A 21,634-nucleotide genomic window follows, 5' to 3' on the forward strand; every position below is an offset into this window, starting at 1 on the left:
CTCCGAATCGGAATTGTTTTTAATCAAAGAAATTGCTAAAGAAGCCCTTTACCTTTTCAATTGTTGGGTTGGAACTTGACTTCCGTTGGTTCGGCCGACTTGGTCGTGGAGTGTCACTTTGATTGTTATCTCCCTCACTGGCAGCCCGTCGAGGTGTAGGGGCAACTGGTGGCCGATATTGTGGTTCAGGAACGTTTTGGAATTGTCCATATTGATGAGGGCTTTCGATCAAGGCTCCTTGGTTAACCACTAATTTTACCAATTGTTCCACTTCACTCAGATTGCTTTCGTAACGACATAAAGCCAAGACTTGACTAAATCCAGGATGACGAATCCCCATTTGGTCAGGCACAAAGACCTTGATATTACCGCTGAAGTATTCACTAGCTAGTTCTTTGATACCAGGCAGGGCCGCAACTCCACCGGTTAAGACTAATCCACCCGGAAGATCCGGTGCTTGAACTGAATCCAATTGATTTTTAGCTCGCTCAAAGATTTGACGAACCCGCGCTTCAATAATTTCTGATAGATACTTTTCTGAAATATTAACAGGTTGATTTTTACCAACGACTTCCACTGGTAATTGCACGTCATCAGAAGCTAATTCGCTATTAGCAAACCCATGATCACGCTTTAATTGTTCGGCGTTTCGTTGGGAAGTATTTAATACTTCTGAGATATCATGGGTAATTAATTGCCCACCTTCTGGGTCAACATAAGCAAATTTTAATTGATGATCCAATATGATGCTGGTCGTCGTCTGACCGCCACCCAGATCAATCATTAGGGTCCCAAAATCTTGTTCCCCATCATTTAATAAATTAAAACCTGTTGCAATTGGTGCAATCACAAAGTCTTGGACATTCAGCCCGGCTTGTTCAACCGCTTTGCGAGCATTGTGAATAACCGTCGTTAAACCACTGTACATGGTTGCCCACATTTCCAATCGAACGCCAACCATGCCGCGTGGATCCTTGATCCCCGTAAACCGATCTACGGCAAAGTCACGAATCACCAAATCAATTGGTTCTTGATCCGGCGAAAGGGCCTGATTCATGGTTGCTTGAGCCACATCAATTACATCTTGATCCGTAATTTCACGTGATTGACCTTGTTCAGTGTTCAAGGTTACCATTCCATGAACTTCTGAAAGGCGTAAATAGTTCGCTGGTAACCCAACAACCACTTCTCGAATTTGAACCCCTGATTTCTCAGCAGCCTGAGCTACCGCCTGAGAGATCGCACTAGCGGTCTTGTCAATATCAACAATCACTCCTCGGTTCAACCCCGTAGTTGGCTGGGTACCCACACCAATCACTTTGAGGTCTCCCTTAACATTTTCACAAACAAGAACTTTAATTGAGGTGGTTCCAATGTCTAAACCTACATAGAGTTGTGTATTTTGCATGCTCTCGGAACCTCCTAAAAAATGTTAATACTTCAGAATGCACACTAAAAACATTCTTAACGTAATCTAAAAAGATTTTACCACAATCTAACACCATGACAAACACATTTATATCTGAAAAAGCAAAATTATTCACTTTTCGAATTATAGCTATATGAGTAAGCAGAATATTGTAAATCTACAATTCCGGCATCCGTCATTTTCTTCACAATTGATGGATAATATTTCATCTTGGTGGATAAATTTGAAATCCGGGCATAAACCGTATTGCCATCGTTCATATATAGAATCAACCGTTCTGGATCATCAGATGATGGTGAATAAACCACTTCGGATATTCCATCACGAATTGCTGTCGAAATCTTACCAACTTGGGCGGTCGTCGCCGTTAACTGCTTAGCATGTTTAGTGAAACCTTGGTATTGGATAAAAGACGTCACATCACCTGAAACAGCTGTTTTTTTACCACTAGCTAAAAGATATTGACTTCGACTACCGTTAGTAACGATTCCCACAATCGGATATTCTTTTACCACGACTCGGATACTTTGTGGTCCAGTCAACTCAATTTTTAATTGGTTAATCTGTAAATTGTTTTTCCGAGCAACTTTTTCGACCGCTGCCTGCTGATAGAAAACCCGCCAAATAAAATTCCCTGATTTCAAATTAGCTGCTTGCTTAACTTGCTGAGCACTCAAATTATCACAGCCCGTTACTTGAATTTTATTAACCTTACTAAAGGGCGACACAATATATAGCATAAAAGCCAAAATCAAGCTAAAAGGAATGACAATACTTAACATCCGTTCACGATTGCCACGCTTCATTGAACGATGAAAATGTGCGATCGAATGATGTAAGCCAGCGCCGCGCTTTTGAACATCAGGCTCATTCGCAAGTTGATTCCGTTGTTCAAGATTTTTTAATATGTTTTGATAACGTTCATGTTCCTGACGTCCACTTGGAGTTGGCATCGTCATCCTCCCTTCTACTTATTTTTGGTGTTTTTGAATTGCTTGATTTAAAACCGTAATTAATTCATCAGCTGCCTTAGGATGACCAAGTTTGGCGGATTTACCAGCCATTTGTCGCCGCAATCGTTCATCTAACATCAACCGGTCAGCTGCATCTAAGAGACTTTTGCCAGTTAATTGATCCTCAAGAATCATTTCCGCCGCCCCCTGATCAACTAATGCCTGAGCATTCTTGACTTGATGATTTGCCGTCACATAGGGACTAGGAATCATAATTGTTGGTATTCCCAAAGCCGTTACTTCGGCAATGGTAGTGGCACCAGCCCGCGAAACCAAGACATCAACATGGGACAATTTCTTTTGCATATCTTCAATGTAGGGAACTACTTTAACATTATTACTTAATGTTACTCCCGCCAAATCTTGCTTTACCTGATCATAACGTTTTTGACCCGTCGCAAATATCACTTGGTAGTGACGCTGGTTGAATTCTGGAATGGCTTCGACCACACTCTGATTAATCTTGGGAGCACCTTGACTCCCACCAAAAATCATTAAAGTTGGGACCTGATCTTGTAAGCCGTCAGCAGTCCAGGAATATGCCGTCTGCTCATGCATAACCACTTGTTGAGCTCGGGGATTTCCGGTTAAGGTCACTTTATCACTCGGAAATTGCGATCGAGCAGCTTGAAAGGAGATCGCGATCTCATCAACATATTTACTCAAAAATTTGTTTGTAACACCGACGACACTGTTTTGTTCATGAATTACTGTTGGAATTCCCATTTTAGCTGCCGCATACAAGACGGCGCCACTAACATAGCCACCGGTTCCTAAAACGACATCGGGTTGAAATTCTTTTAACCATTTCTTGGCAGTCTGGACAGATTTTAGGAAAAGATAGATCGTTTTTAAATTACTGACCGATAAGGACCGCTTAAATCCTTGCATTTCCATTGTCCGTAGTTCCAGACCTGCTTGAGGGACAATTTTATTTTCAAGCCCCCGAGTAGTGCCAATATATAAAACTTGAGTCGTTGGTTCGATTTGTTTGAGCCGTTCAATTAATGCTAATGCAGGGTAAATATGGCCACCTGTTCCCCCACCAGCAACCATGAGTTTCATTAAACTTCCTCCTTTTGACCGGTAATCGCTTCGATCGTTTCAATAAATCGATCGCCCCGCACTTCAAAACTTGGGAATTGATCCCATGAAGCACAAGCAGGTGATAATAGTATAACGTCACCAGGTTCACTAAGCTGCCAAGCCATTGGCGCTGCGGTAATTACATCTTGACTTTCTTTTACAACCGGAACTCCTGCCTGCTTTCCCGCCTTGCTCAACCGTTCCTTAGTTTCTCCAACCGTAATCAAAGCTTTAACGTGGTCTTTAAAAACTGTTGCTAATCGGGAAAAATCATCACCCCGATCAAGTCCCCCCGCAATTAAAATCACCGGTTGATTAAAACCTTGCAAGGCCACTTCACAAGCTTCGATATCCGTCGCTTTCGAGTCGTTATAAATTTTCCGTCCCTGAGCCGTCATGACATATTGTAATCGATGGCGAACTCCACTAAATGACGACAGAACCTCACGAATAGCTTCGTTAGACACCCCGCTTAGTTTAGCCACTGCAATCGCCGCCAAGGCATTTTCGATATTTTGGGGACCAACTAAACTGACGTCGGCCACCGACATCACGACTTCGCCTTGCCAGAACAATTGATCATGATGTTGATAAGCACCAGCTTGTGATTTGTTTTCCCGTGAAAAGGGAATCACTCGAGCTTCTGTCCGTCGTGATAGTTCCTGCCATTCTTCTTGATCCCAGTTAATCACCAGAAAATCATCCTTCGTTTGATTGCGCGTAATATTTAATTTGGCATTGATATAGTTTTGCCGATTACCATGATAATTGAGATGACTAGCAAAAATATTGGTGATCACCGCAATATGGGGGTGAAAAGTTGGAGCTCCTAGCAATTGAAAACTTGAAGTTTCCATTACCATTGTGTCTTCACTCGTTAACACTTGTGCTTGTTGACTAACAGAAACCCCAATATTTCCCGCAGCAACTACTTGGTGTTGCGATCCCTTAGCTAACATTTGCTGAATTAAAGTTGTCGTGGTGGTCTTACCATTACTTCCGGTTACGGCCACAATTTGCCCTTCAAATATCTGGGCACCTAATTCGAGTTCAGTAATAATCGGCGTCCCTTGGGTAACAAATTTGGCAATTAAAGGAACCGTATATGGAATGCCAGGATTTTTAACTACCAGATCAAATCCTTCATCAGCTAACGATAAAGGATTAGCACCCATAATAATACGAATTCCCAAAGCTTTTAATTCATTAATAGTCGTTTGATCATCAGATTCTTTTAAATCATTAATGGTCACTTTAGCTCCTAATTTTACTAATAACTTAGCCGCATTAACCCCACTGATTCCAAATCCAATTACTAAAACTTGTTTATCTTGATATGTCTTAATTGCCTTCACGCGGGCCACCTCTTACTTTAAATTGCCATTAACACTGTAACTGAAATTGCTGCGGCCACCAACTGAACCAACCAAAAGACGTAATCAATCTTCCATTCTGACCAACCATCCATTTCAAAGGCATGATGAATTGGTGTCATCTTAAAAATCCGTTTACCAGTTCGCCGGAACCAAAAGACTTGAAGGATTACGCTGGCTGTTTCAATTACATAAATAAGCCCAATCAACAATAAGGACCATGGATGATGTACCATAATCGCAACGGCAGCTAAAGCGCCCCCCAGCGCTAATGAACCCATATCACCCATAAAAATTTTCGCTGGTTTGTGATTAAAGGGGAAAAAGCCAATTAATCCCCCAATAACCGCCGTACAGAAGATTGCAACGTCATATTGGTGTTGGAATAGCGCCAAAATCAAATAGGCCGCAAATGAAATCGTAGCTAAGCCAGTTACCAGGCCATCTAATCCATCGGTTAAATTAACAGCATTGGAGAAACCGACTAACCAAAAGACGATAAAGGCCATATATAACCAGCCCACTGATGGATCGTCTGAACGGAAAATAGCGACAAAAATAATGGCCGCAATCACCTGACAAAGAAATTTTTGCCAAGGTTTAAAGCCCTCATTTTGCTGACGAAAAATTTTAATACTATCGTCCCACATTCCAATTAGGCTGTAAACGATCCACACTAACAACACTGCCCACAACATTGCCGTTAATTGTCCTGCAAGCCATCCTGTGAGCAAGGTACTAAATGTAGCTGCTAAGACAAACATTAAGCCCCCCATCGTCGGAGTGCCGGATTTTTTAGCATGCCAAGTTGGTCCTTCTTCACGAATTTGTTGTCCTTCTTTTTTGGCAATAAAATAACGGATTAAAGCTGGCATCGCTAGCCAAGTAAGGGCTAACGCGCAAATTAAAGATAATCCTAAAAACCAAAAACTCATCTTAATCTCCTTTTACTTTTTCGCAAGGGTGACTGTTAAGGTTTGGCCTTGTTTAATCGTGGTTCCTTGCGTAATACTTTGCTTTGAGACAAATCCTGTCCCACTCGTCTTAACTTTCAATCCCAATAGTTGACCTAGTTCATTAACGTCTGCTTGACTCCAACCACTAACATCAGGCATTTGATAAGTTCCACCAGTCAACAAGAAGATCCGGTTTTTAACCATAACGCGCTCACCAGCGGTCACTGATTGTTTAGTTACCTTTTTGCCACTTCCTAGGGTTGTAACCGTTAAATTATTTTTAGTTAAAGATTTAGCAGCCGAATTAATATTCTTACCAATCAGGTTAGGCATCTTAATTGTCCCGGGGCTCTTCTTGCTAGCTGATTTATCGCGATCAAGTAGGAACTTGATAATCGGGGTGGTAATGGTCGAAATAGTATTTTCAGCACTTTGATCAACGGTCTTAGGTTTAGTCATCGTAACGTAAACAATATACCGCGGATTGTTGGCCGGGGCAAAACCAGCAAATGAATAAATGTAATCATAGGTTCCCGTTTCGTAGCTACCATTGGAACCAGCGATTTGGGCTGTCCCGGTCTTACCGGCAATCGTGTAACCATCCACCTTGTATGCTTGGCCAGTCCCGTCATCGTTATAGATAACTCCTTTTAAATAGTTCAAAACTTGCTTCGAAGTTTTACTGGTTATCGGGGTTGCAATTTGTTTAGGCTTAATCTTTTTGATAGTCTTTCCATCACTATCAGTGACTTTAGAAATGATATAAGGCTGCATCATTTTCCCATTATTGGCAACGGCCGTTAAAGCTTGAATAATTTGCATCCCAGTAACGGTAATCCCTTGTCCAAAAGCAGTGTTAGCCTGTTCCAAGGAACCACTATAAGTTGTGGATCCGGATCCTTCTTGACCAAGACCATACACTTTAGCCGCTTTAAGGAAACCGAAAGCCTTAATGTACTTCAACCAAGTCTTAGCCCCCATATCTTGTTCAATATGAGCAAATCCAACGTTACTGGATCGATCAATCGCTTCTTGATAGGTAATGGTTCCCCATCCCTCTGTCTTCCAGTCGGTGATCTTCCCACCACCGAGTGAATACGAACCAGATTGGTAAGTCTTATTGGGATTGAACTTACCGGAATTAATCGCTGCACTCAGGGCAAAGATTTTCATCGTTGATCCTGGTTCATAAGTGGTTTGGGTAAGGGCATTCACCCAAGTGGGGGTGTCCGATGTTAAATTTGGTCGTTGAGAGGCGGCTAATATCTTCCCGGTTTTCGCTTCGACGACAATCCCAGTTAAGGATTCCGCTTGGGTTTTATCTTCAACCGATTGCATAGTCGTTTCTAACATATTTTGAACCTGCTCATCGATCGTCGTATAAACATTTCCACCATCTTTTACTTTACGTCCACCAGCTTCCGAACTAGATAATTTGTATCCATATACGTCTTGACGAACGCTCTTAACCCCGTTTTCACCACTGAGGATCTTGTTAAAGTAACTTTCTAATCCCATCGTTCCTACTAAAGAGGTTTGGTGGGTCTTAGAATTAACTTTAGTTGTTGTCTGGCCCAAAATTTGACTTAAGAAGTTACCTTCTGGATATTCGCGAGCTGAGGTCTTCGTAAACTTAATTCCCGGCAGATGATATTGTTTAATCTTTAACATCTGACTGGCCGTTAAATTACTACCTTTCGTCCCAAATTGAACCTGGTAAGTCTTTTTATTCGCCGGATTAAGTAACTGATAGACCTTCTTCTCTGACATTCCTAATTGCTTGGCTAAAATTTTAGCCGTTTTGCGCTTGTTTTGAACATATAGTTTTTTTCCAGACGTGCTCTTATAGGAATGACTGATAATTGCATAAACAGTATAACGACTCGTATTGGTGGCTAAAGTACCACCATTAGCATCATAAATTTTCCCCCGTTTAGCTTGAATGGTTGAAGAACTTGTATAGCGTTGTTTGGCTAAGGTGGCTAAATCATATCCTTTTACGTGTTTACCTATCGAAATATAAGCAAAGCGAATCCCAAAAACAACAAATAGCGCGCCCACAACAAAAAAAAGCCATTTACCAAAGGCTTTTGGGTCACGCTGATTGGATTTATTTGCTTTTATCCTTATTTTAGGCAACTTTAGTCTCATTATTTACTAACGTTCCTCGTACTATTGGTTACGTCCGACATGCTGTACTTGCTAGCTACGCTTTTTAAGTTCGATGAATTGGTTTTTTCATCAATTTCCTGTTGTTGATCGGAATTAGAAGTCGATAGACTGCTAGCTGTTGATTGCAAATTTTGCAGATGTTCTTGTCGGTTGTTGGTCGTAATCTTAGTAGATACTAACAAAACTAATAGGGCCGTGACAACTAATGTTCCAATGGTTAACATCAATTTTTCAAATGGTGAGAACCGAACGCGTTTAATCGTCGCCAAGCGAGGTTGCCTATTAGCACCTTTGGAAGGAGCAGACTGCGGCTTAGGCTCACTTAATGGTTGATTAAATTTTGGAGCAGCATTGGCAGCCATAGTTCGTTCCCTCTTTTTCTATTTAATCCGTTCAATAATTCTTAACTTCGCACTGTGAGCTCGATGGTTCGTTGCTAATTCTTGATCACTGGCGATGATTGGCTTTTTGTTTACTAATTTGAAATCAGGTTGGGCTTCTTTGGGAATTACCGGTAATCCTGCTGGCAAATCCGGAATCGTCGTTCGTTCCTTAAACATCGTTTTAACCAATCGATCCTCTAAGGATTGGAAGGTTATGACACTAATTCTTCCCCCAACTGTTAACAAATCTAGTGCCTGTTCGAGTGAACTTTCTAAAACACCCAGTTCATTATTAACTGCAATTCGAATGGCCTGAAAACTCTTTTTGGCAGGATGACCTCCATGACGACGAGCTGGTGCTGGAATCGCATTTTTTACAATTTCAGCCAATTCCAACGTGGTTTTAATCGGTGCTGCTTGCCGTTGCTTTTCAATGGACCTTGCGATCTGTTTAGCAAATTTTTCTTCTCCATATCGTGATAAAATCCGCATCAGATCCTGAAATGACCACTCATTTACTACTTCCATCGCTGACAGGGATTGTGTTTGATCCATCCGCATATCTAAAGGAGCATCATGTTGGTAAGAAAAGCCGCGTTTCGCATCATCAAATTGTGGCGATGAAACTCCCAGGTCATAGACCATGCCATCAATCGCGCTAATCCCTGTTTGTGCCAAGGCAACCTTTAATTGGCTAAAGTTACTTTTCACTAAAGTCAGCCGTCCATCAACAATATACTGTTTGAGATGTTCTTGATTATACTGAATGGCGGTCTGATCCTGATCAAACGCATATAAATGTCCTTCAGATGACAGCCGCTCTAAAATTGCTTGACTGTGACCGCCTCCACCAAGAGTACCATCAACATATATTCCAGCAGGTTTGATATTCAGACCATCCACTGCTTCATGAAGCAACACCGTCACATGATTAAATTGTGTCATTGGGTTGCCTCCTTATTAAAAGTTAAGATCACCAATTTCTTCGGCAATGTCATCAAAATCTTCTGCTGCATCGGCTTGATAAGTAGACCAATTATCGGCATCCCAGATTTCAAAATGGCTCGAAACGCCAATAATGGCACATTTCTTATCAATTTCCGCGTGCGTCAATAAATTTTGAGGAATATTGATCCGACCTTGTTTATCAAATTCACATTCTGTCGCTGCCGAAAAAATAAAACGCACAAACTTTCGCGCATTGCCCTTAGTTGATGGTAATTGGGCTAAACGTTGTTTTACCTTATCCCATTCTTCCATCGTGTACACGCTCAAGCTATGATCCATTCCTCGAGTAACGACACAGGTGGAGCCAACTTGATTTCGAAATTTAGCAGGAATGATTAACCGCCCTTTATTATCAATTGAATGTTCAAACTCACCCATAAACACGGTTAATCACCTCCTCCCAATTTTTCTTATTTTAGTCTACCACAATCCCCCACTTCTCACCACATCATTTTACATATCTCCCAAAACAAAAAAGAGTCCCCACTTTTCGTGAGAACTCTCTTTAAATGATTACTTAAATAACTGGTAAAGCCGTACCAAACAAGGATCCAATAAAGACTATCGTTGCATAAATATAGGTCCACTGCCAAAAGGTGGTCCAATACTTTCGATAGACTAACTCATGGGTCCGATGCCATTGAATCACGACGATCGTTAGTCCAATTATCATCCATCCGATCACCGGGAAAGCAAACCAATAAAAACCCAAATTCAAATATGCTAGGAGCATTAACATAATTCCCCAAGCCCAATTTAATTTTTGACGTCCTTGACGGGGAGCAATCTGCAATAAACGAAAGACTAATAATTGTAAAACATAGATGCCAATAATAATCGCACCATCAATAAGTAATTTTTGATAATTTAAGGACATACTCAATACCACCATTTTTTCACTGCATCTTATTCTAAAGAAACAAATTTGAAATTTCAATTCATTCTGGTTACACTAGTTACATTAATATTTAGGAGAATTCTAATGCAACGAAAAAAGAAATCCACCTTTCAAAAAATCACGATGGTGGTTGTTTGGCTAATGCTGATTGCCACCATTGGTTCTTTAGTTATTTCTGCCATTGGGGCCCTGGGCTTGCTTTAATGGTAGAAATCCCCCACTCTTACTTGTGGTAAGAAGTGGGGGATTTTTTATTCATGATCCGCTTGTTTATATACTTCGCGAGGTTTGGACCCGTTCGCGGGGCCGATATAGCCACGCTGCTCTAAATCATCAATAATTCGGGCAGCCCGATTATAGCCAATCCGGAAGCGGCGTTGAATTAACGAGGTCGATGCCTTTTGCTGATCAACAACAAAGGCTAAGGCCTCTTGAAACAACTCATCTTCATCTTCTGCATTTTCAGCCTGTTCCATTTCATTATCCGTCACGACAATGCGATCATCATATTCGACTTGACTTTCATCCTTGATGAAATCAACAACTGATTCAACATCATGATCCGAAATAAAGGCTCCTTGCACCCGAGTCGGTTTATTCTGATCAATCGGCTGGAATAACATGTCCCCACGCCCTAATAATTTTTCCGCACCATTAGCATCCAAAATTGTCCGCGAGTCAATCCCACTTGAAACGGCAAAGGCAATCCGGGAAGGAACATTGGCCTTAATTAAGCCCGTAATTACATCGACTGACGGTCGCTGCGTAGCTAGGATCATATGAATCCCAGCTGCACGCCCCATCTGGGCAATCCGGACAATCGCGGTTTCAACATCATTCGAAACCGTCATCATCAAATCAGCCAATTCATCAACAATTACCAAAATTAAAGGCAATTCATGTTGATCTGCTTCACCACTTTCCCGCACCATTTGATTATATCCGTCTAAATTTCGGACATTAAAGGCGGAGAACAATTCATAGCGACGTTCCATCTCGGCAACCACCTTTCCTAAGGCCCGCGCCGCCTTCTTGGGTTCCGAAACGACTGGACTTAGGAGATGAGGGATTCCATTGTAAATACTTAATTCGACCTTTTTCGGATCAATCATCAAGAATTTGACTTGATTTGGTTTGGCCTTCATTAAGATTGACACAATAATCCCGTTGATTGCAACGGACTTCCCGCTCCCGGTCGATCCCGCAATTAACAAATGCGGCATTTTCGTCAGATCAGCCATCATGACCGTCCCCGTCACCGTCCGACCTAGCGGAACCTCTAATGGTTTGTCATTTCGTGGAGCGGCTTCAATCATATCACGAAAGCCTACGGTCGCAATCTTAGTATTGGGAACTTCAATCCCAATTAATGATTTGCCCGGAATCGGTGCTTCGATCCGAATATCTTTTGCGGCCAAAGCCAGCGCTAGATCATCCGCTAAGTGAGTAATTTTACTAACCTTAACCCCAATGGCAGGTCGAAGTTCGTATTTGGTTACGGTTGGCCCTAGGTTAACATTTTCTACCGTGGCATCAACTCCAAATGAAGCCAAAGTTTCTTGTAATTTTTTGGTATTAGCCTTAATCGAGTTAAGATCTGCACTTTGATCGGTCGATTGTACCTTCGCCAATAAATTAGCTGGCGGTAATTGATAATCATCATCGACCGTTGACCCCTCAACTCCCGCTAAAGCCACCTCTTCATGACCTTCATCACTGGTTTCCACGTCAGGAGTATTGGTTTGTGAATTTTGCAAGTTTTCACTTGGTTTAGTTGGATTCGTTGAAGTGGCCACGTTAATCGTTGGTTCAACAATTGGTGGCCGTTCACTAACTGGTGTTGGTAAATCTTTATCAGCCGGATCCTGACGGTGGTCCTTAAATTTATCCAAAAGCGAGGTCCTCTTGTCGGGTTCTTTGGCCCTTTTCTTAACTTGTTTTTGTCCTGGTTTTGGATGAGACTGGCTTGTTTGGTCCTTTCGACGTTCACCTTGATCTTTTAGCCAGTGGAAGAAATTTTGAACCTCCACTAGAACCTTATTCCACGGCAAATTAAAGAATACCACGACTCCAACTAGCATGAGCAACCATCCCAAGATGGCACTTCCGATTGGGGCAATCAGATAACTAGTAATTTGATAACACATCGCCCCAATCATTCCCCCACCAACAAACAAGGTGTTATCACCACCCAGTGTTGCTTGAAGAATATTGTTCCATGTTGTATTAAAAATATGTTGGGCTTGGTAAATTTGATTAAACATTAAATAATGTAGATAGGTAACCAGGCCAAGATAAAATAGACCAAAGCCAATAATTAACCGTTTCTTAAAGTGGGGAAATTTACCATAGATACTTAGCCCGAGGCAATATATTATAAGCACTAACATTAAGACAAAGTAACTTTGTCCCCCTAGGATCATAAAAAGATCGTACACCCACTGTCCAATTAGTCCCAAACGAAACAGGCCTAAAAGCGTCAATAGGATCAACAAAATTCCACTTAAGCTAAAAATAATCCGTTGATCTCGCTGTTTAGCACTTGCATTAGTTCGTCGCCGGCGTGGTGAAGCGGTTCGTTTTCGACTGGTCGTCCGTTTCGCTGCCATATTTACCTCCTTACTTTAATTTGTCATCTTCGTAACGATGTGTCCGTGCTAATTGCGGGAATTCTTGTTGGCGCATGGCTTCATAAATCACAATTGCAGCACTATTCGATAAATTCAGTGCACGAATATGATCATCATTTTGTGGAATCCGAATGGCCTGATCAGGATACTGACGCATAAATGGTTCTGGCAAGCCAGTCGTTTCTTTTCCAAATAAGAAATAATGATCGCCATCCGTCGTATAATCAGCTTGACTATAATCGCGTTCAGCAAATTTTGAAACAATATAAAAGTTTTCTAGGTCAGGTAAAGTCGCCATAAAGGAAGGCAAATCGTCATGATAAACAACTTCGACCTTATCCCAATAGTCTAGTCCTGCGCGTTTCATATGTTTATCATCCGTTGAAAAGCCCAGCGGTTTAATTAAATGTAAAACCGTATTGGTGCCCGCACAAGTTCGCGCAATATTTCCAGTATTAGCTGGAAATAGCGGTTCAAATAATACAATGTGATTAGTCATGATTCTCCTCAATAAAAAAAGCAGGTGGCAGAGGCGCCGGACTGCTTCACGTTACCCATTAATTCTTAGTTATTTTACCATACTTATGATTGATGACCAATTAATAGTTGGACATCAACAGTGACCTGAGTAAGTTTGATTAGTTCTTCATCCGTTAAGGCCTTCGCGGATTTTCCCCAATGCAAAGGCGACATTTTAACTAGGCTGAATCTTAAATCAAATGGCAAATCAAATTGATATTGAATACGTTCTTCTTCCATCTGTGGATAATGAACTTTGAATAAATCTTTAACGGATTGGTTCGAGTAAGTTTGATGGCCCTGATCATCAGCATAGAGTAGTTGTCGTAACTCAATTAAATAATCCGGATTAGGGATCACTTTTAAAACCTGACCGCCAGGTTTTAAAACACGCTTAAATTCACCATAATCTGAGGGTGAAAAGAATTCAACAATCGTCGAAAACTGTTGTGATTGAAAGGGGAGTTTTCGTAAATCAGCAACACAAAAGAAAAGGTGGGGATCTAGTTGGGTGGCCAGTTGCACTCCATCTTTAGCAATATCAAACCCTAAATAGGTGTCATTAGAACTAGCCCGAGCCAGCCTGATCTGATCTAAAGGGGTCCCTTCCCCAGTTCCTACGTCCAGGATAGTTTCATCTTGCGCGCTGAGTCGCCGTGCCACCACTTCTACCATGGGTTTAAATAGTCCCGCTTGTAATAGTTTTCGTCGATCTAATAACATCTCGCGATTATATTCACCCTTCGCCGCATGATTAATGAAGTAAACATATCCATGCTTGTTAATATTAGTAAAATGGCGATTAGAGCAAATCAAACTATGTTGATCTAGGTTCACAATTGCTGATTGGCAAACTGGACATTGAAACATGGCTAAATGCTCGCTTAACCACGTTTCAACAACTTCTATTTTTTTCATCTAAAAAACCTTTCTAGATTACCATCACTAGCGCTTCAAAGACGAGCCTGTTATTATAAGATTGATTATATTTAAGGAGGCTATTATTGTGACAGAAAAATTTCTAATTGGAACTTATACTAAGAAAACCAGCCAAGGAATCTATGGAGTTACCTTGGATTCGGAACAAGCAAGCTTAAGTCCTGTTTGGCTTGTCGCTAAATCGGAAAAGCCAGCATACTTACAAGTACTAAATAACCATCTTTACAGTGTGAAACAAATTGGCGATGAAGGTGGCGTGGCTTCATACGCCCTTCAAGGAGACCAAGCTGAATTACTTAAGACTAATTTGAGTGTGGTAGCTCCACCTGCATACGTCGCCGTGGATCAAGCTCGTTCCCTTTTGTACTCGGCAAATTACCACGCTGGAACAGTTACAGTTTACCACATTAACGACGACCAAAGTTTGACCCAAACCGACGAAGTTAAGCACTCAGGGGTGACAGGCCCACGTCCTGAACAGGATAATCCTCACGCTCACTATGCTGACCTAACTCCTGACCACCGATTAGTAGTTTGTGATTTAGGACTTGACCAAACCATCGTTTATGACGTCAGTGAAAATGGTCAATTGACCTTTGTTTCTACTTATCAGCATGAAGCGGGCTTTGGGACCCGTCACTTAACCTTTAGTCCCGATGGAAAAGTTGCTTACGTCCTTGGCGAATTAAGTAGCCAATTAGAAGTTCTAAAGTATGATGCTAATACGGGTAGTTTTGAACATCTTCAAACTATTAAGACGATTCCCGATGATTGGACCGCTCACAACGGAGCAGCCGCAATTCATATTAGTAGTGATGGCAAATATGTTTACACTTCCAATCGGGGAGAAAATACTTTAGCTGTCTTTGCTGTCCAAGCTGATTCCACCGTTAAACATATCCAATCAATTTCAACTGAAGGGGATTTCCCACGGGATTTTGATTTAAGTAAAAATGAAGATTTCCTAGTTGCTTCCAATCAAGAATCCGATAATTTGACTTTATATGATCGAGATCCTGAAACTGGCTTACTAACGCTTTTGCAAAAAGATGTTGCCTGCCCAGAACCAGTATGTGTTAAGCAATGGTAATTAAGTCGCTCTTAGCCAAATAAATGAGGCCGATGAAGAATCTAAAAGTTTCTTCCGGCCTCATTTTTTTGAATCAAATTCCGCATATCAGCAGGAATTGGTACCGATACTTCAATTACTTGATTAATAAAAGGACTATAAAAGCTAACATACTGACAGTGCAAAGCCTGGCGATCAATTAAAGGCGAAGCTTGTCCATACATATCGTCACCAATTAAAGGGTGTCCAATGGATTGAAAGTGGACCCGAATCTGATGGGTCCGTCCGCTATGTAAAGCGATCCGCACAACTGTCTTCGCATCGGTCATCTCTCGAATCCAATACTCCGTGATTGACATTTTCCCATCACGGGCGACTTGTCGTTGCACAAAAGATGCTGGATCTCGACGAATGGGAGCCATGATTACTCCATGCTTCGCCGGAACTTTTCCTTGCACAATTGCTAGATACCGTTTGGTCACCTGGTGTTGCTTCAATTGTTGATCCAATACCGCATGAGCAAAACGGTGTTTCGGGAAAATTACAAGTCCACTAGTATCGCGATCTAACCGCGTGGCAACATGGGTAACCTGATTTGGATATTGTTGACGCAGATAATAACCCTTTAGCCGATTAACGAGACTATTATGGACCGGAACATTATGAGCAGGAACGGTCGCAACCCCCGCTGGTTTGTTCACCACTAAAAAATCACGATCTTCATACATGATCTCTAATGGCTCATCACTGACATCCAAATTAGGATTGGCTGGCTCATCAGGAAGTAACAAACTAACCTGATCTCCTGGTTGAACCTGGGTCACCGCCCACTGGGGCTGGTTGTTAATTTGCATTTGTCCCCCATGAAAAATGGCGACTTTAATTAACGAACTGCTAACCCCAAAGGATTTTAAAACTGCTCTTAATCGACGTGGGTACTTCCCTCGGTAGGTCCAATCAAATCTCAATTTTCATCACCAATAAAGGAATCGCGAACTCGCTTCCAAAAACTAGTATGCCGATATTTAGCAAAATACACTCGTTGACTAGCCACACAATACTTAATTTCAGTTAAATGACGTTGATCGTCATCCAATTTCGTAATTTCCCGATCATTGGTTAAAATTAGATTTTCATCATTCATGATCTTGATATTCAGCTGAGCATGGGTCCCTAAAATTACGGGAGAACCAATCGTCCGAAAGATCATGTTATTCAAAGAAGCCATTTCCGCAACCTGGAAACCAATAATCCGCGGATCCATGATGGCCCCACCAACCGATTTGTTATAAGCCGTAGAACCAGTTGGGGTGGAGATACACAAGCCATCACCCCGGAATCGTTCAAACAGATTATGGTTAATGTAAACGTCGCACACCAAAGTCTTTGAGAAATCCCGAATGGTCGCTTCGTTAATGGCTACACTTTCCTCGATTGAACCATCGTCATATAAGGCTTCCGTTTTTAACAAGGGATAAGTGACGGATTGACCACTATCGTTTTTAAGACTTTCCACTAGTTCAGCGACTTCATAAGGTCGCCAATCTGCGTAAAATCCAAGGTGTCCCGTATGAATCCCCACAAACCGAATCTGATCTAGTTGATCCTGATATTTATGAATGGCCGACAACAAGGTTCCATCTCCACCAACTGAAATCACTACTTCGGGATAAGTTTCGTCATATTCCAATTCGGTTCCTTCGGCTTGGTCTAGAATCTCCTGGCGAACTTGGAGTGACTGTTCTGAGTCATATGTATAAATGGCGTACTTCATTCATTTCCTCTTTCTACTTGATCATTTTGATCTTCTTGCGATTCAATCGCGCTTTTGGTCCATTCCGCTCCCCGACCATGGGAAAATAATTGCTGGGCTTCTTGAATATCTTCTCGAATTTCCGACATTTCTTCATCTAGCTTAAAAGCAGCTTCGGCAGCCGTCTTTAAACGTGTAGCCATGGCCTCCGGAAATTCCCCTTGATACTTATAATTTAATGAGTGCTCAACCGTTGCCCAGAAATTCATGGCTAAGGTCCGCACCTGGATCTCAGCTAAAATCCGCTTTTCTCCCGTTACCAGTTGAACCGGATACTCGATGACAATATGATACGAACGGTAACCACTTGGTTTCACGTTCGTAATGTAGTCTCGCTCCTCAATAATCGTAATGTCGGTTCGCTCCCGTAACAAATCAACGACTTGGTAGATATCTTCGACAAACTGACACATGATCCGTAATCCAGCGATATCTTGCATATCTTGTTCGAGCCGATCTTCTTGAACATGGCGACGGACCATTTTTTCTTGGATACTTTCCACCGGTTTAACTCGACCGGTTACGAATTCGATTGGTGAATGCGCCGATTGATCCTGAAATTGTTTCCGCATTCCCCGTAATTTAACCTTTAATTCATCAACCGCCTGTTGATAAGGTAATAAAAAATGTTTCCAATCCTCAATCATCTCGTCACCTCCCGTAAATACGCTTTATATTTTAGCATAATTAGAGCAAATAACCATTAAATCCACCTAATTCACTTTTCTTTACATTTGGAAGCGGTTCTGTAAAAATTAATTAAAGATCTTGTGGAGGATTGATTATGCTAGAAATATATCTTTTTGTAAGTCCATTAGGTTCTCGATGTTTACGTCGTGAACTGGAATTAATGACTTATCAAAAGAACTTCACCCCAACTAAAATTTGTTATCAAGTAATTCCTTTAATAAATCAAGAAACCATTAACCGAGCCCTTGCTGATTTACACCGCACCCCATCAATGAAAAATCAGCAAGCTATCAATATTTTGATGAACCAAATTACCCTTGATTATCAAGCCTCCCTTCTTCAAGGGAAAAAACGTGGTATTAAATTCCTCTGCAAATTACAATCAACAATTATTCATGACCAGCAACCATATTCTCAACAACTCGTTGCTGAAGCGATTAACGACGTTAAACTCGACCCAGAACAATTTTATTTAGATCGGAAAAGTAAATTAGTTCAACAAGCCATTCAGCAAATGAACCTCTTAGTTCATGAATTCAAAATTCAAGAACCAACTTCAGCAGTTCTGATCGATAGTCAAAACGAGCAATATGCAAGTTTTATTAGTGACTTCTCCATCCAAAAATTAAGTCAATTATTAAATCAGCCAAATACTTTAAAATTGATCCCAGCGCCACGAACTTAAGTGACGCTTTTTTTCTTGTTCACTACCATACCACTTGGGAAGCTGCCAGAAAATTATGCCTTGCTTAGTTACTTTCAATACTTCCGCTAGGGACCACCTTTGAGTTAACCGATTAATTAAACGTTGATGTAAAATTTGTTGTTGTTTGACCCTCAAACAAGGCATTGGTAACCAATTCGTTTGTTGTTCCACCCACTGAAACCACTGTTCTGGTGTCCATTGACTTTTTAAAGGCAATCTTTCCAACTGTAATAAAACTTTTAGTTGCCATTCTAATAAATGATCACTGGTTAGTGGCCAACTTTCGCCCCAGTTATGTAAAAAGGCTGGACAAAGCCATAGTTGGTGATGGTTTAGGTAGGCTAGATTAAGTAGTGCTGAATGAGTTTTATGCCGTCGCTGCCATTTTAGTCGATTCAGTTCACGGTTGATTAGGTCATTATTATTAAAATTATTCAAATTCATAACCTGTTTGCTAAATTTACCTTGCTTAACATGCCACCAATAAAGAACTGGCTGATGTTGATCCCATTGTGTAAATTTAGCTTGCATTTTTCTTGAAATCGGTCGGTAGGGTGAGCCTAGAAACCAGTAAACATTATAACCAGCTCGCCAATAATATGTGGTCCGCTTTTTAAGCGTCTGAATACTGATTGGACTACATTGAAATTCAAAAGCAACCTTTTGCTGCTTTACATTAGCCAACACATCAATGCGCTGCTGAATTGAATTAACCGGTACTTCCAAATCAGTCAGCCATCCTTGCTGTTGACACCATGTATAGATTTGCTGCTTTCCTAATAAATGTTCCTGGCTTTCGGAAGCTCCCTGATGATTAATTTTGGCAAAATACGGCTGATTCTTACTACTTAGGCGCATTTCCATTGGCACAAACGTTTCTGAACAATAATATTTAGCTTTTGCTTTAGCCTGACTAGCATGAATTAATTGACCTTGTGAATTAAATGCTATTAACATATATTTCCCCTCCTAAAAGGAAATACGTAAAAACCCCTTTAAATCAAACCAAAGTTCAATTTAAAAGGGTTTAAATTAGGCAAAATAATGTCGAGCTAACTCAAAAGCAGCTTGGGTCATCACATGCTGACCATGTTCACGTAAAAGCATTGGATCCATCGATGATTCATTCGCATATTCGTATACAATTCCAAGACGGTCCCGAATTGCTTCCGGCGTGAGATCACCATTTTCAAAAAAGGTCAAAATTAAGTAGTAATGATCTTGATATTTATATAGATCAGATGCCAGATTAGATGTATCTGCCAATCGTGAAAGCTCTATAAAGTCTTCAAAATCGGCAAAAGAAACCACTTTGGTATACTTTTGTAAATCAGGATCATTTAAGGCAGATTCAATTTCATCAGTTTGTTCTTCAGATGAATCATCATGATCACTAATCGTTGTCTTGCGATCATGTGCTTGCAATTCTTTTTTAAGAAATTTAAATAACTGCTCTTGATGTTGTTGTAATAGCTCTGGGTTATCTAAGAACGAATTATTTTTTGAGATGATAAGTTCAATTCCGCTAGGCGATTGTAAAACCTGAAAAGTCACGGAATCATTATCTTTAAATTGGTTTTCCGTATCAACTTCTTCTAAAACCTGATAGAAAAATTCTTGAATCTGATGTTGATCTCCCATCAAATCGAGCATTGTAATGCCACGTGCTTCAAGGTCATCCTGACTAATAATCACCTGTAAAGTATCGTCATCAAGTCGATTTACTTCCATCATGATGCCCCCCTTCTTTAATATATAATGTTACCATTTTATAACATCTTTGGGCAATAATAAAGGGAAGAAACACATTAGTGATCCTTCCCGATTAAGCTTCTAAAAGTTCAGCCATTTCTTGAGCTTTGGCTAACTCCATTTGGCGAATTTCTCGTGGTAAAAACCGCCGAATTTCATCCTCATTATAGCCAATTTGTAAACGTTTATCATCCATCATTATTGGACGCCGTAACATTCCCGGATTATCATGAATGATTTGGTATAAATCATTCATCGGCACTTCATCTAGATCAACATCTAAAGCCTGAAAAGCCTTAGAACGAGTTGAAATAAGATCCTCAGTTCCATTTTCAGTCATTCGTAAAATTGATTTGATTTCATCGATAGATAATGGATTGGCAATAATATTGCGTTCATTAAATGGAATATTATGTTTTTCAAGCCAAGCCCGGGCTTTCCGACTTGATGTACTACTTGGTGTTACATATAAGGTAACCATAAAATCAACCTCCCTATGTCAAATTCTCTATAAATATTATACTATCTTTTTGTAAGAAAAATACCCCTTTAAGAAAATTTTAATTACTTTTTGTAAGTTACAATTTTGTCCGATTCAAACCCTAAAATAGAATTATAATATATGTAAAGGGGGTTATCTTATGATGAACTATTTACACTATACTTCAGGGTCACCTAGCATCCTACAAACGCTTATTGATAATAATGCTGACCGTCAATATCGATTAGCAAATGAAATCAGCTCCAATCGGACCTATCTATTTGATGTAACCGGAAACCGTGAGAGTAATTTTGCAAGCCCAATCAGTTATCAAGTACTTGAACATTATCATGATGATAAGTTGAGTGGGATCGTACACATTGAATCGTACAACGATGATATAAAAAAACGAGAAGCACTATTAGAAACCGCTCGGCAAATTTTTGATAAAACTCGAGTAGCAGCTCTTTCAGCAGCCTTTATCATGCAGGATCTAAAAGATTCTAATCACATAATACTGATTACGTGTTGGGAAAGTGAAGCAGCCTTACAGGAATGGTTAAACAGTAAAGTATACCAACCCTTAAAATCATTTAGTAATCGTGATCCTCAAAATTCCTTTTACCATCAAGATTTTCGCATTTTAAACTAAAAAGATCGAAGCTAATTGCTTCGATCTTTTTACGATACGGTCCATACGAGACTCGAACTCGTGAT

23 protein-coding genes are annotated in these 21,634 nt (G+C 40.6%); 4 read left to right on the forward strand and 19 right to left on the reverse strand.

Annotated elements, in window-relative coordinates:
- Window positions 1–19: 19 nt before the first annotated feature.
- The 10 genes from ftsA to FC60_RS03015 all read right to left on the reverse strand — a co-directional run bounded on the left by ftsA (window position 20) and on the right by FC60_RS03015 (window position 10,297).
- A complete protein-coding gene (gene ftsA / locus FC60_RS02970; RefSeq protein WP_056937014.1) occupies window positions 20–1,408 on the reverse strand; it encodes a cell division protein FtsA in 1,389 nt (462 codons plus the stop codon).
- Between the two features lie 128 nt (window positions 1,409–1,536).
- The gene (locus FC60_RS02975; protein ID WP_056937015.1) at window positions 1,537–2,382 is read right to left on the reverse strand and encodes a cell division protein FtsQ/DivIB; all 846 of its coding nucleotides are present in this window, start codon (window positions 2,380–2,382) and stop codon (window positions 1,537–1,539) included.
- A gap of 18 nt (window positions 2,383–2,400) precedes the next feature.
- Complete coding sequence (murG, locus tag FC60_RS02980; RefSeq protein ID WP_056937016.1) at window positions 2,401–3,507, reverse strand: undecaprenyldiphospho-muramoylpentapeptide beta-N-acetylglucosaminyltransferase; 1,107 nt, start codon at window positions 3,505–3,507, stop codon at window positions 2,401–2,403.
- Window positions 3,507–4,883, reverse strand: a complete 1,377-nt coding sequence (murD, locus tag FC60_RS02985; protein ID WP_056937017.1) for a UDP-N-acetylmuramoyl-L-alanine--D-glutamate ligase — start codon at window positions 4,881–4,883, stop codon at window positions 3,507–3,509. Before murD ends, murG begins: the two co-directional genes overlap by 1 nt.
- 17 nt (window positions 4,884–4,900) lie before the next feature.
- Window positions 4,901–5,836, reverse strand: a complete 936-nt coding sequence (gene mraY / locus FC60_RS02990) for a phospho-N-acetylmuramoyl-pentapeptide-transferase (protein ID WP_056937018.1) — start codon at window positions 5,834–5,836, stop codon at window positions 4,901–4,903.
- Between the two features lie 12 nt (window positions 5,837–5,848).
- On the reverse strand, window positions 5,849–8,008 hold the full coding sequence (locus tag FC60_RS02995) for a penicillin-binding transpeptidase domain-containing protein (RefSeq protein WP_056937019.1): 2,160 nt from the start codon (window positions 8,006–8,008) through the stop codon (window positions 5,849–5,851).
- Window positions 8,008–8,391, reverse strand: coding sequence for a hypothetical protein (locus FC60_RS03000; protein ID WP_056937020.1), 384 nt, complete (start codon window positions 8,389–8,391; stop codon window positions 8,008–8,010). Before FC60_RS03000 ends, FC60_RS02995 begins: the two co-directional genes overlap by 1 nt.
- 18 nt (window positions 8,392–8,409) lie before the next feature.
- Window positions 8,410–9,357, reverse strand: coding sequence for a 16S rRNA (cytosine(1402)-N(4))-methyltransferase RsmH (rsmH, locus tag FC60_RS03005; protein ID WP_056937021.1), 948 nt, complete (start codon window positions 9,355–9,357; stop codon window positions 8,410–8,412).
- Between the two features lie 15 nt (window positions 9,358–9,372).
- Window positions 9,373–9,804 carry a division/cell wall cluster transcriptional repressor MraZ gene (gene mraZ / locus FC60_RS03010; protein WP_007122812.1) on the reverse strand — a complete coding sequence of 144 codons (432 nt, stop codon included), beginning with the start codon at window positions 9,802–9,804 and terminating at the stop codon, window positions 9,373–9,375.
- A 133-nt stretch (window positions 9,805–9,937) separates the two neighbouring features.
- Window positions 9,938–10,297 (reverse strand): hypothetical protein, encoded by a 360-nt coding sequence (locus FC60_RS03015; RefSeq protein ID WP_056937022.1) that lies wholly within the window; start codon window positions 10,295–10,297, stop codon window positions 9,938–9,940.
- Window positions 10,298–10,402: 105 nt separating this feature from the next.
- On the opposite strand from FC60_RS03015, the gene FC60_RS09255 reads away from it, so the two are divergent.
- Window positions 10,403–10,522: a DUF4044 domain-containing protein gene (locus FC60_RS09255; protein ID WP_081478433.1), complete on the forward strand. Its 120-nt coding sequence runs from the start codon at window positions 10,403–10,405 to the stop codon at window positions 10,520–10,522.
- 47 nt (window positions 10,523–10,569) lie between these two features.
- Here FC60_RS09255 and FC60_RS03020 read toward each other — a convergent pair whose 3' ends face one another.
- The 3 genes from FC60_RS03020 to FC60_RS03030 all read right to left on the reverse strand — a co-directional run bounded on the left by FC60_RS03020 (window position 10,570) and on the right by FC60_RS03030 (window position 14,385).
- Complete coding sequence (locus FC60_RS03020; RefSeq protein ID WP_056937023.1) at window positions 10,570–12,927, reverse strand: FtsK/SpoIIIE family DNA translocase; 2,358 nt, start codon at window positions 12,925–12,927, stop codon at window positions 10,570–10,572.
- A gap of 10 nt (window positions 12,928–12,937) precedes the next feature.
- The gene (locus FC60_RS03025; RefSeq protein ID WP_056937024.1) at window positions 12,938–13,447 is read right to left on the reverse strand and encodes a tRNA (cytidine(34)-2'-O)-methyltransferase; all 510 of its coding nucleotides are present in this window, start codon (window positions 13,445–13,447) and stop codon (window positions 12,938–12,940) included.
- An 83-nt stretch (window positions 13,448–13,530) separates the two neighbouring features.
- Window positions 13,531–14,385: a methyltransferase domain-containing protein gene (locus tag FC60_RS03030; RefSeq protein ID WP_056937025.1), complete on the reverse strand. Its 855-nt coding sequence runs from the start codon at window positions 14,383–14,385 to the stop codon at window positions 13,531–13,533.
- Between the two features lie 88 nt (window positions 14,386–14,473).
- On the opposite strand from FC60_RS03030, the gene FC60_RS03035 reads away from it, so the two are divergent.
- Complete coding sequence (locus FC60_RS03035; protein WP_056937026.1) at window positions 14,474–15,496, forward strand: lactonase family protein; 1,023 nt, start codon at window positions 14,474–14,476, stop codon at window positions 15,494–15,496.
- Between the two features lie 41 nt (window positions 15,497–15,537).
- Here FC60_RS03035 and FC60_RS03040 read toward each other — a convergent pair whose 3' ends face one another.
- Genes FC60_RS03040 through yjbM form a run of 3 tightly spaced genes read right to left on the reverse strand, consistent with a single transcriptional unit; the run spans window position 15,538 to window position 17,935 of the window.
- Window positions 15,538–16,443 (reverse strand): RluA family pseudouridine synthase, encoded by a 906-nt coding sequence (locus FC60_RS03040; protein WP_056937027.1) that lies wholly within the window; start codon window positions 16,441–16,443, stop codon window positions 15,538–15,540.
- The gene (locus FC60_RS03045; protein WP_007122818.1) at window positions 16,440–17,249 is read right to left on the reverse strand and encodes an NAD kinase; all 810 of its coding nucleotides are present in this window, start codon (window positions 17,247–17,249) and stop codon (window positions 16,440–16,442) included. The genes FC60_RS03040 and FC60_RS03045 overlap by 4 nt, the downstream gene beginning before the upstream one ends.
- Entirely contained in the window at window positions 17,246–17,935 is a 690-nt protein-coding gene (gene yjbM / locus FC60_RS03050; protein WP_056937028.1) for a GTP diphosphokinase, read from the reverse strand. The genes FC60_RS03045 and yjbM overlap by 4 nt, the downstream gene beginning before the upstream one ends.
- Window positions 17,936–18,072: 137 nt before the next feature.
- Here yjbM and FC60_RS03055 point away from each other — a divergent pair, with 137 nt between their 5' ends.
- Window positions 18,073–18,663, forward strand: coding sequence for a DsbA family protein (locus FC60_RS03055; RefSeq protein ID WP_056937029.1), 591 nt, complete (start codon window positions 18,073–18,075; stop codon window positions 18,661–18,663).
- Here FC60_RS03055 and FC60_RS03060 read toward each other — a convergent pair.
- From FC60_RS03060 to spxA, 3 genes are all read right to left on the reverse strand, one after another.
- On the reverse strand, window positions 18,634–19,641 hold the full coding sequence (locus tag FC60_RS03060; RefSeq protein WP_056937030.1) for a competence protein CoiA: 1,008 nt from the start codon (window positions 19,639–19,641) through the stop codon (window positions 18,634–18,636). The two genes, FC60_RS03055 and FC60_RS03060, sit on opposite strands and share 30 nt — an antisense overlap.
- 75 nt (window positions 19,642–19,716) lie before the next feature.
- Window positions 19,717–20,418 (reverse strand): adaptor protein MecA, encoded by a 702-nt coding sequence (locus tag FC60_RS03065; RefSeq protein ID WP_056937031.1) that lies wholly within the window; start codon window positions 20,416–20,418, stop codon window positions 19,717–19,719.
- Between the two features lie 91 nt (window positions 20,419–20,509).
- On the reverse strand, window positions 20,510–20,917 hold the full coding sequence (gene spxA, locus FC60_RS03070; protein ID WP_056937032.1) for a transcriptional regulator SpxA: 408 nt from the start codon (window positions 20,915–20,917) through the stop codon (window positions 20,510–20,512).
- Window positions 20,918–21,077: 160 nt separating this feature from the next.
- Between spxA and FC60_RS03075 the strand changes: the two genes are divergently transcribed.
- The gene (locus FC60_RS03075) at window positions 21,078–21,569 is read left to right on the forward strand and encodes a putative quinol monooxygenase (RefSeq protein ID WP_056937033.1); all 492 of its coding nucleotides are present in this window, start codon (window positions 21,078–21,080) and stop codon (window positions 21,567–21,569) included.
- Window positions 21,570–21,634 lie beyond the last annotated feature (65 nt).

This window comes from Limosilactobacillus gastricus DSM 16045 (genome assembly GCF_001434365.1).
In the GTDB taxonomy this organism is placed as follows: domain Bacteria; phylum Bacillota; class Bacilli; order Lactobacillales; family Lactobacillaceae; genus Limosilactobacillus; species Limosilactobacillus gastricus.

Coding starts and splice junctions, on each gene's coding strand:
- FC60_RS03045 (WP_007122818.1), bottom strand. CDS start 17,249: ATGAAGTACGCCATTTATACATATGACTCAGAACAGTCACTCCAAGTT.
- ftsA (WP_056937014.1), bottom strand. CDS start 1,408: ATGCAAAATACACAACTCTATGTAGGTTTAGACATTGGAACCACCTCA.
- FC60_RS03030 (WP_056937025.1), bottom strand. CDS start 14,385: ATGAAAAAAATAGAAGTTGTTGAAACGTGGTTAAGCGAGCATTTAGCC.
- FC60_RS03075 (WP_056937033.1), top strand. CDS start 21,078: ATGATGAACTATTTACACTATACTTCAGGGTCACCTAGCATCCTACAA.
- rsmH (WP_056937021.1), bottom strand. CDS start 9,357: ATGACACAATTTAATCATGTGACGGTGTTGCTTCATGAAGCAGTGGAT.
- mraY (WP_056937018.1), bottom strand. CDS start 5,836: ATGAGTTTTTGGTTTTTAGGATTATCTTTAATTTGCGCGTTAGCCCTT.
- FC60_RS02995 (WP_056937019.1), bottom strand. CDS start 8,008: ATGAGACTAAAGTTGCCTAAAATAAGGATAAAAGCAAATAAATCCAAT.
- FC60_RS03065 (WP_056937031.1), bottom strand. CDS start 20,418: ATGATGGAAGTAAATCGACTTGATGACGATACTTTACAGGTGATTATT.
- FC60_RS03015 (WP_056937022.1), bottom strand. CDS start 10,297: ATGTCCTTAAATTATCAAAAATTACTTATTGATGGTGCGATTATTATT.
- FC60_RS03025 (WP_056937024.1), bottom strand. CDS start 13,447: ATGACTAATCACATTGTATTATTTGAACCGCTATTTCCAGCTAATACT.
- spxA (WP_056937032.1), bottom strand. CDS start 20,917: ATGGTTACCTTATATGTAACACCAAGTAGTACATCAAGTCGGAAAGCC.
- murG (WP_056937016.1), bottom strand. CDS start 3,507: ATGAAACTCATGGTTGCTGGTGGGGGAACAGGTGGCCATATTTACCCT.
- FC60_RS03000 (WP_056937020.1), bottom strand. CDS start 8,391: ATGGCTGCCAATGCTGCTCCAAAATTTAATCAACCATTAAGTGAGCCT.
- FC60_RS03060 (WP_056937030.1), bottom strand. CDS start 19,641: ATGTTAATAGCATTTAATTCACAAGGTCAATTAATTCATGCTAGTCAG.
- FC60_RS03020 (WP_056937023.1), bottom strand. CDS start 12,927: ATGGCAGCGAAACGGACGACCAGTCGAAAACGAACCGCTTCACCACGC.
- FC60_RS02975 (WP_056937015.1), bottom strand. CDS start 2,382: ATGCCAACTCCAAGTGGACGTCAGGAACATGAACGTTATCAAAACATA.
- yjbM (WP_056937028.1), bottom strand. CDS start 17,935: ATGATTGAGGATTGGAAACATTTTTTATTACCTTATCAACAGGCGGTT.
- FC60_RS03055 (WP_056937029.1), top strand. CDS start 18,073: ATGCTAGAAATATATCTTTTTGTAAGTCCATTAGGTTCTCGATGTTTA.
- FC60_RS09255 (WP_081478433.1), top strand. CDS start 10,403: ATGCAACGAAAAAAGAAATCCACCTTTCAAAAAATCACGATGGTGGTT.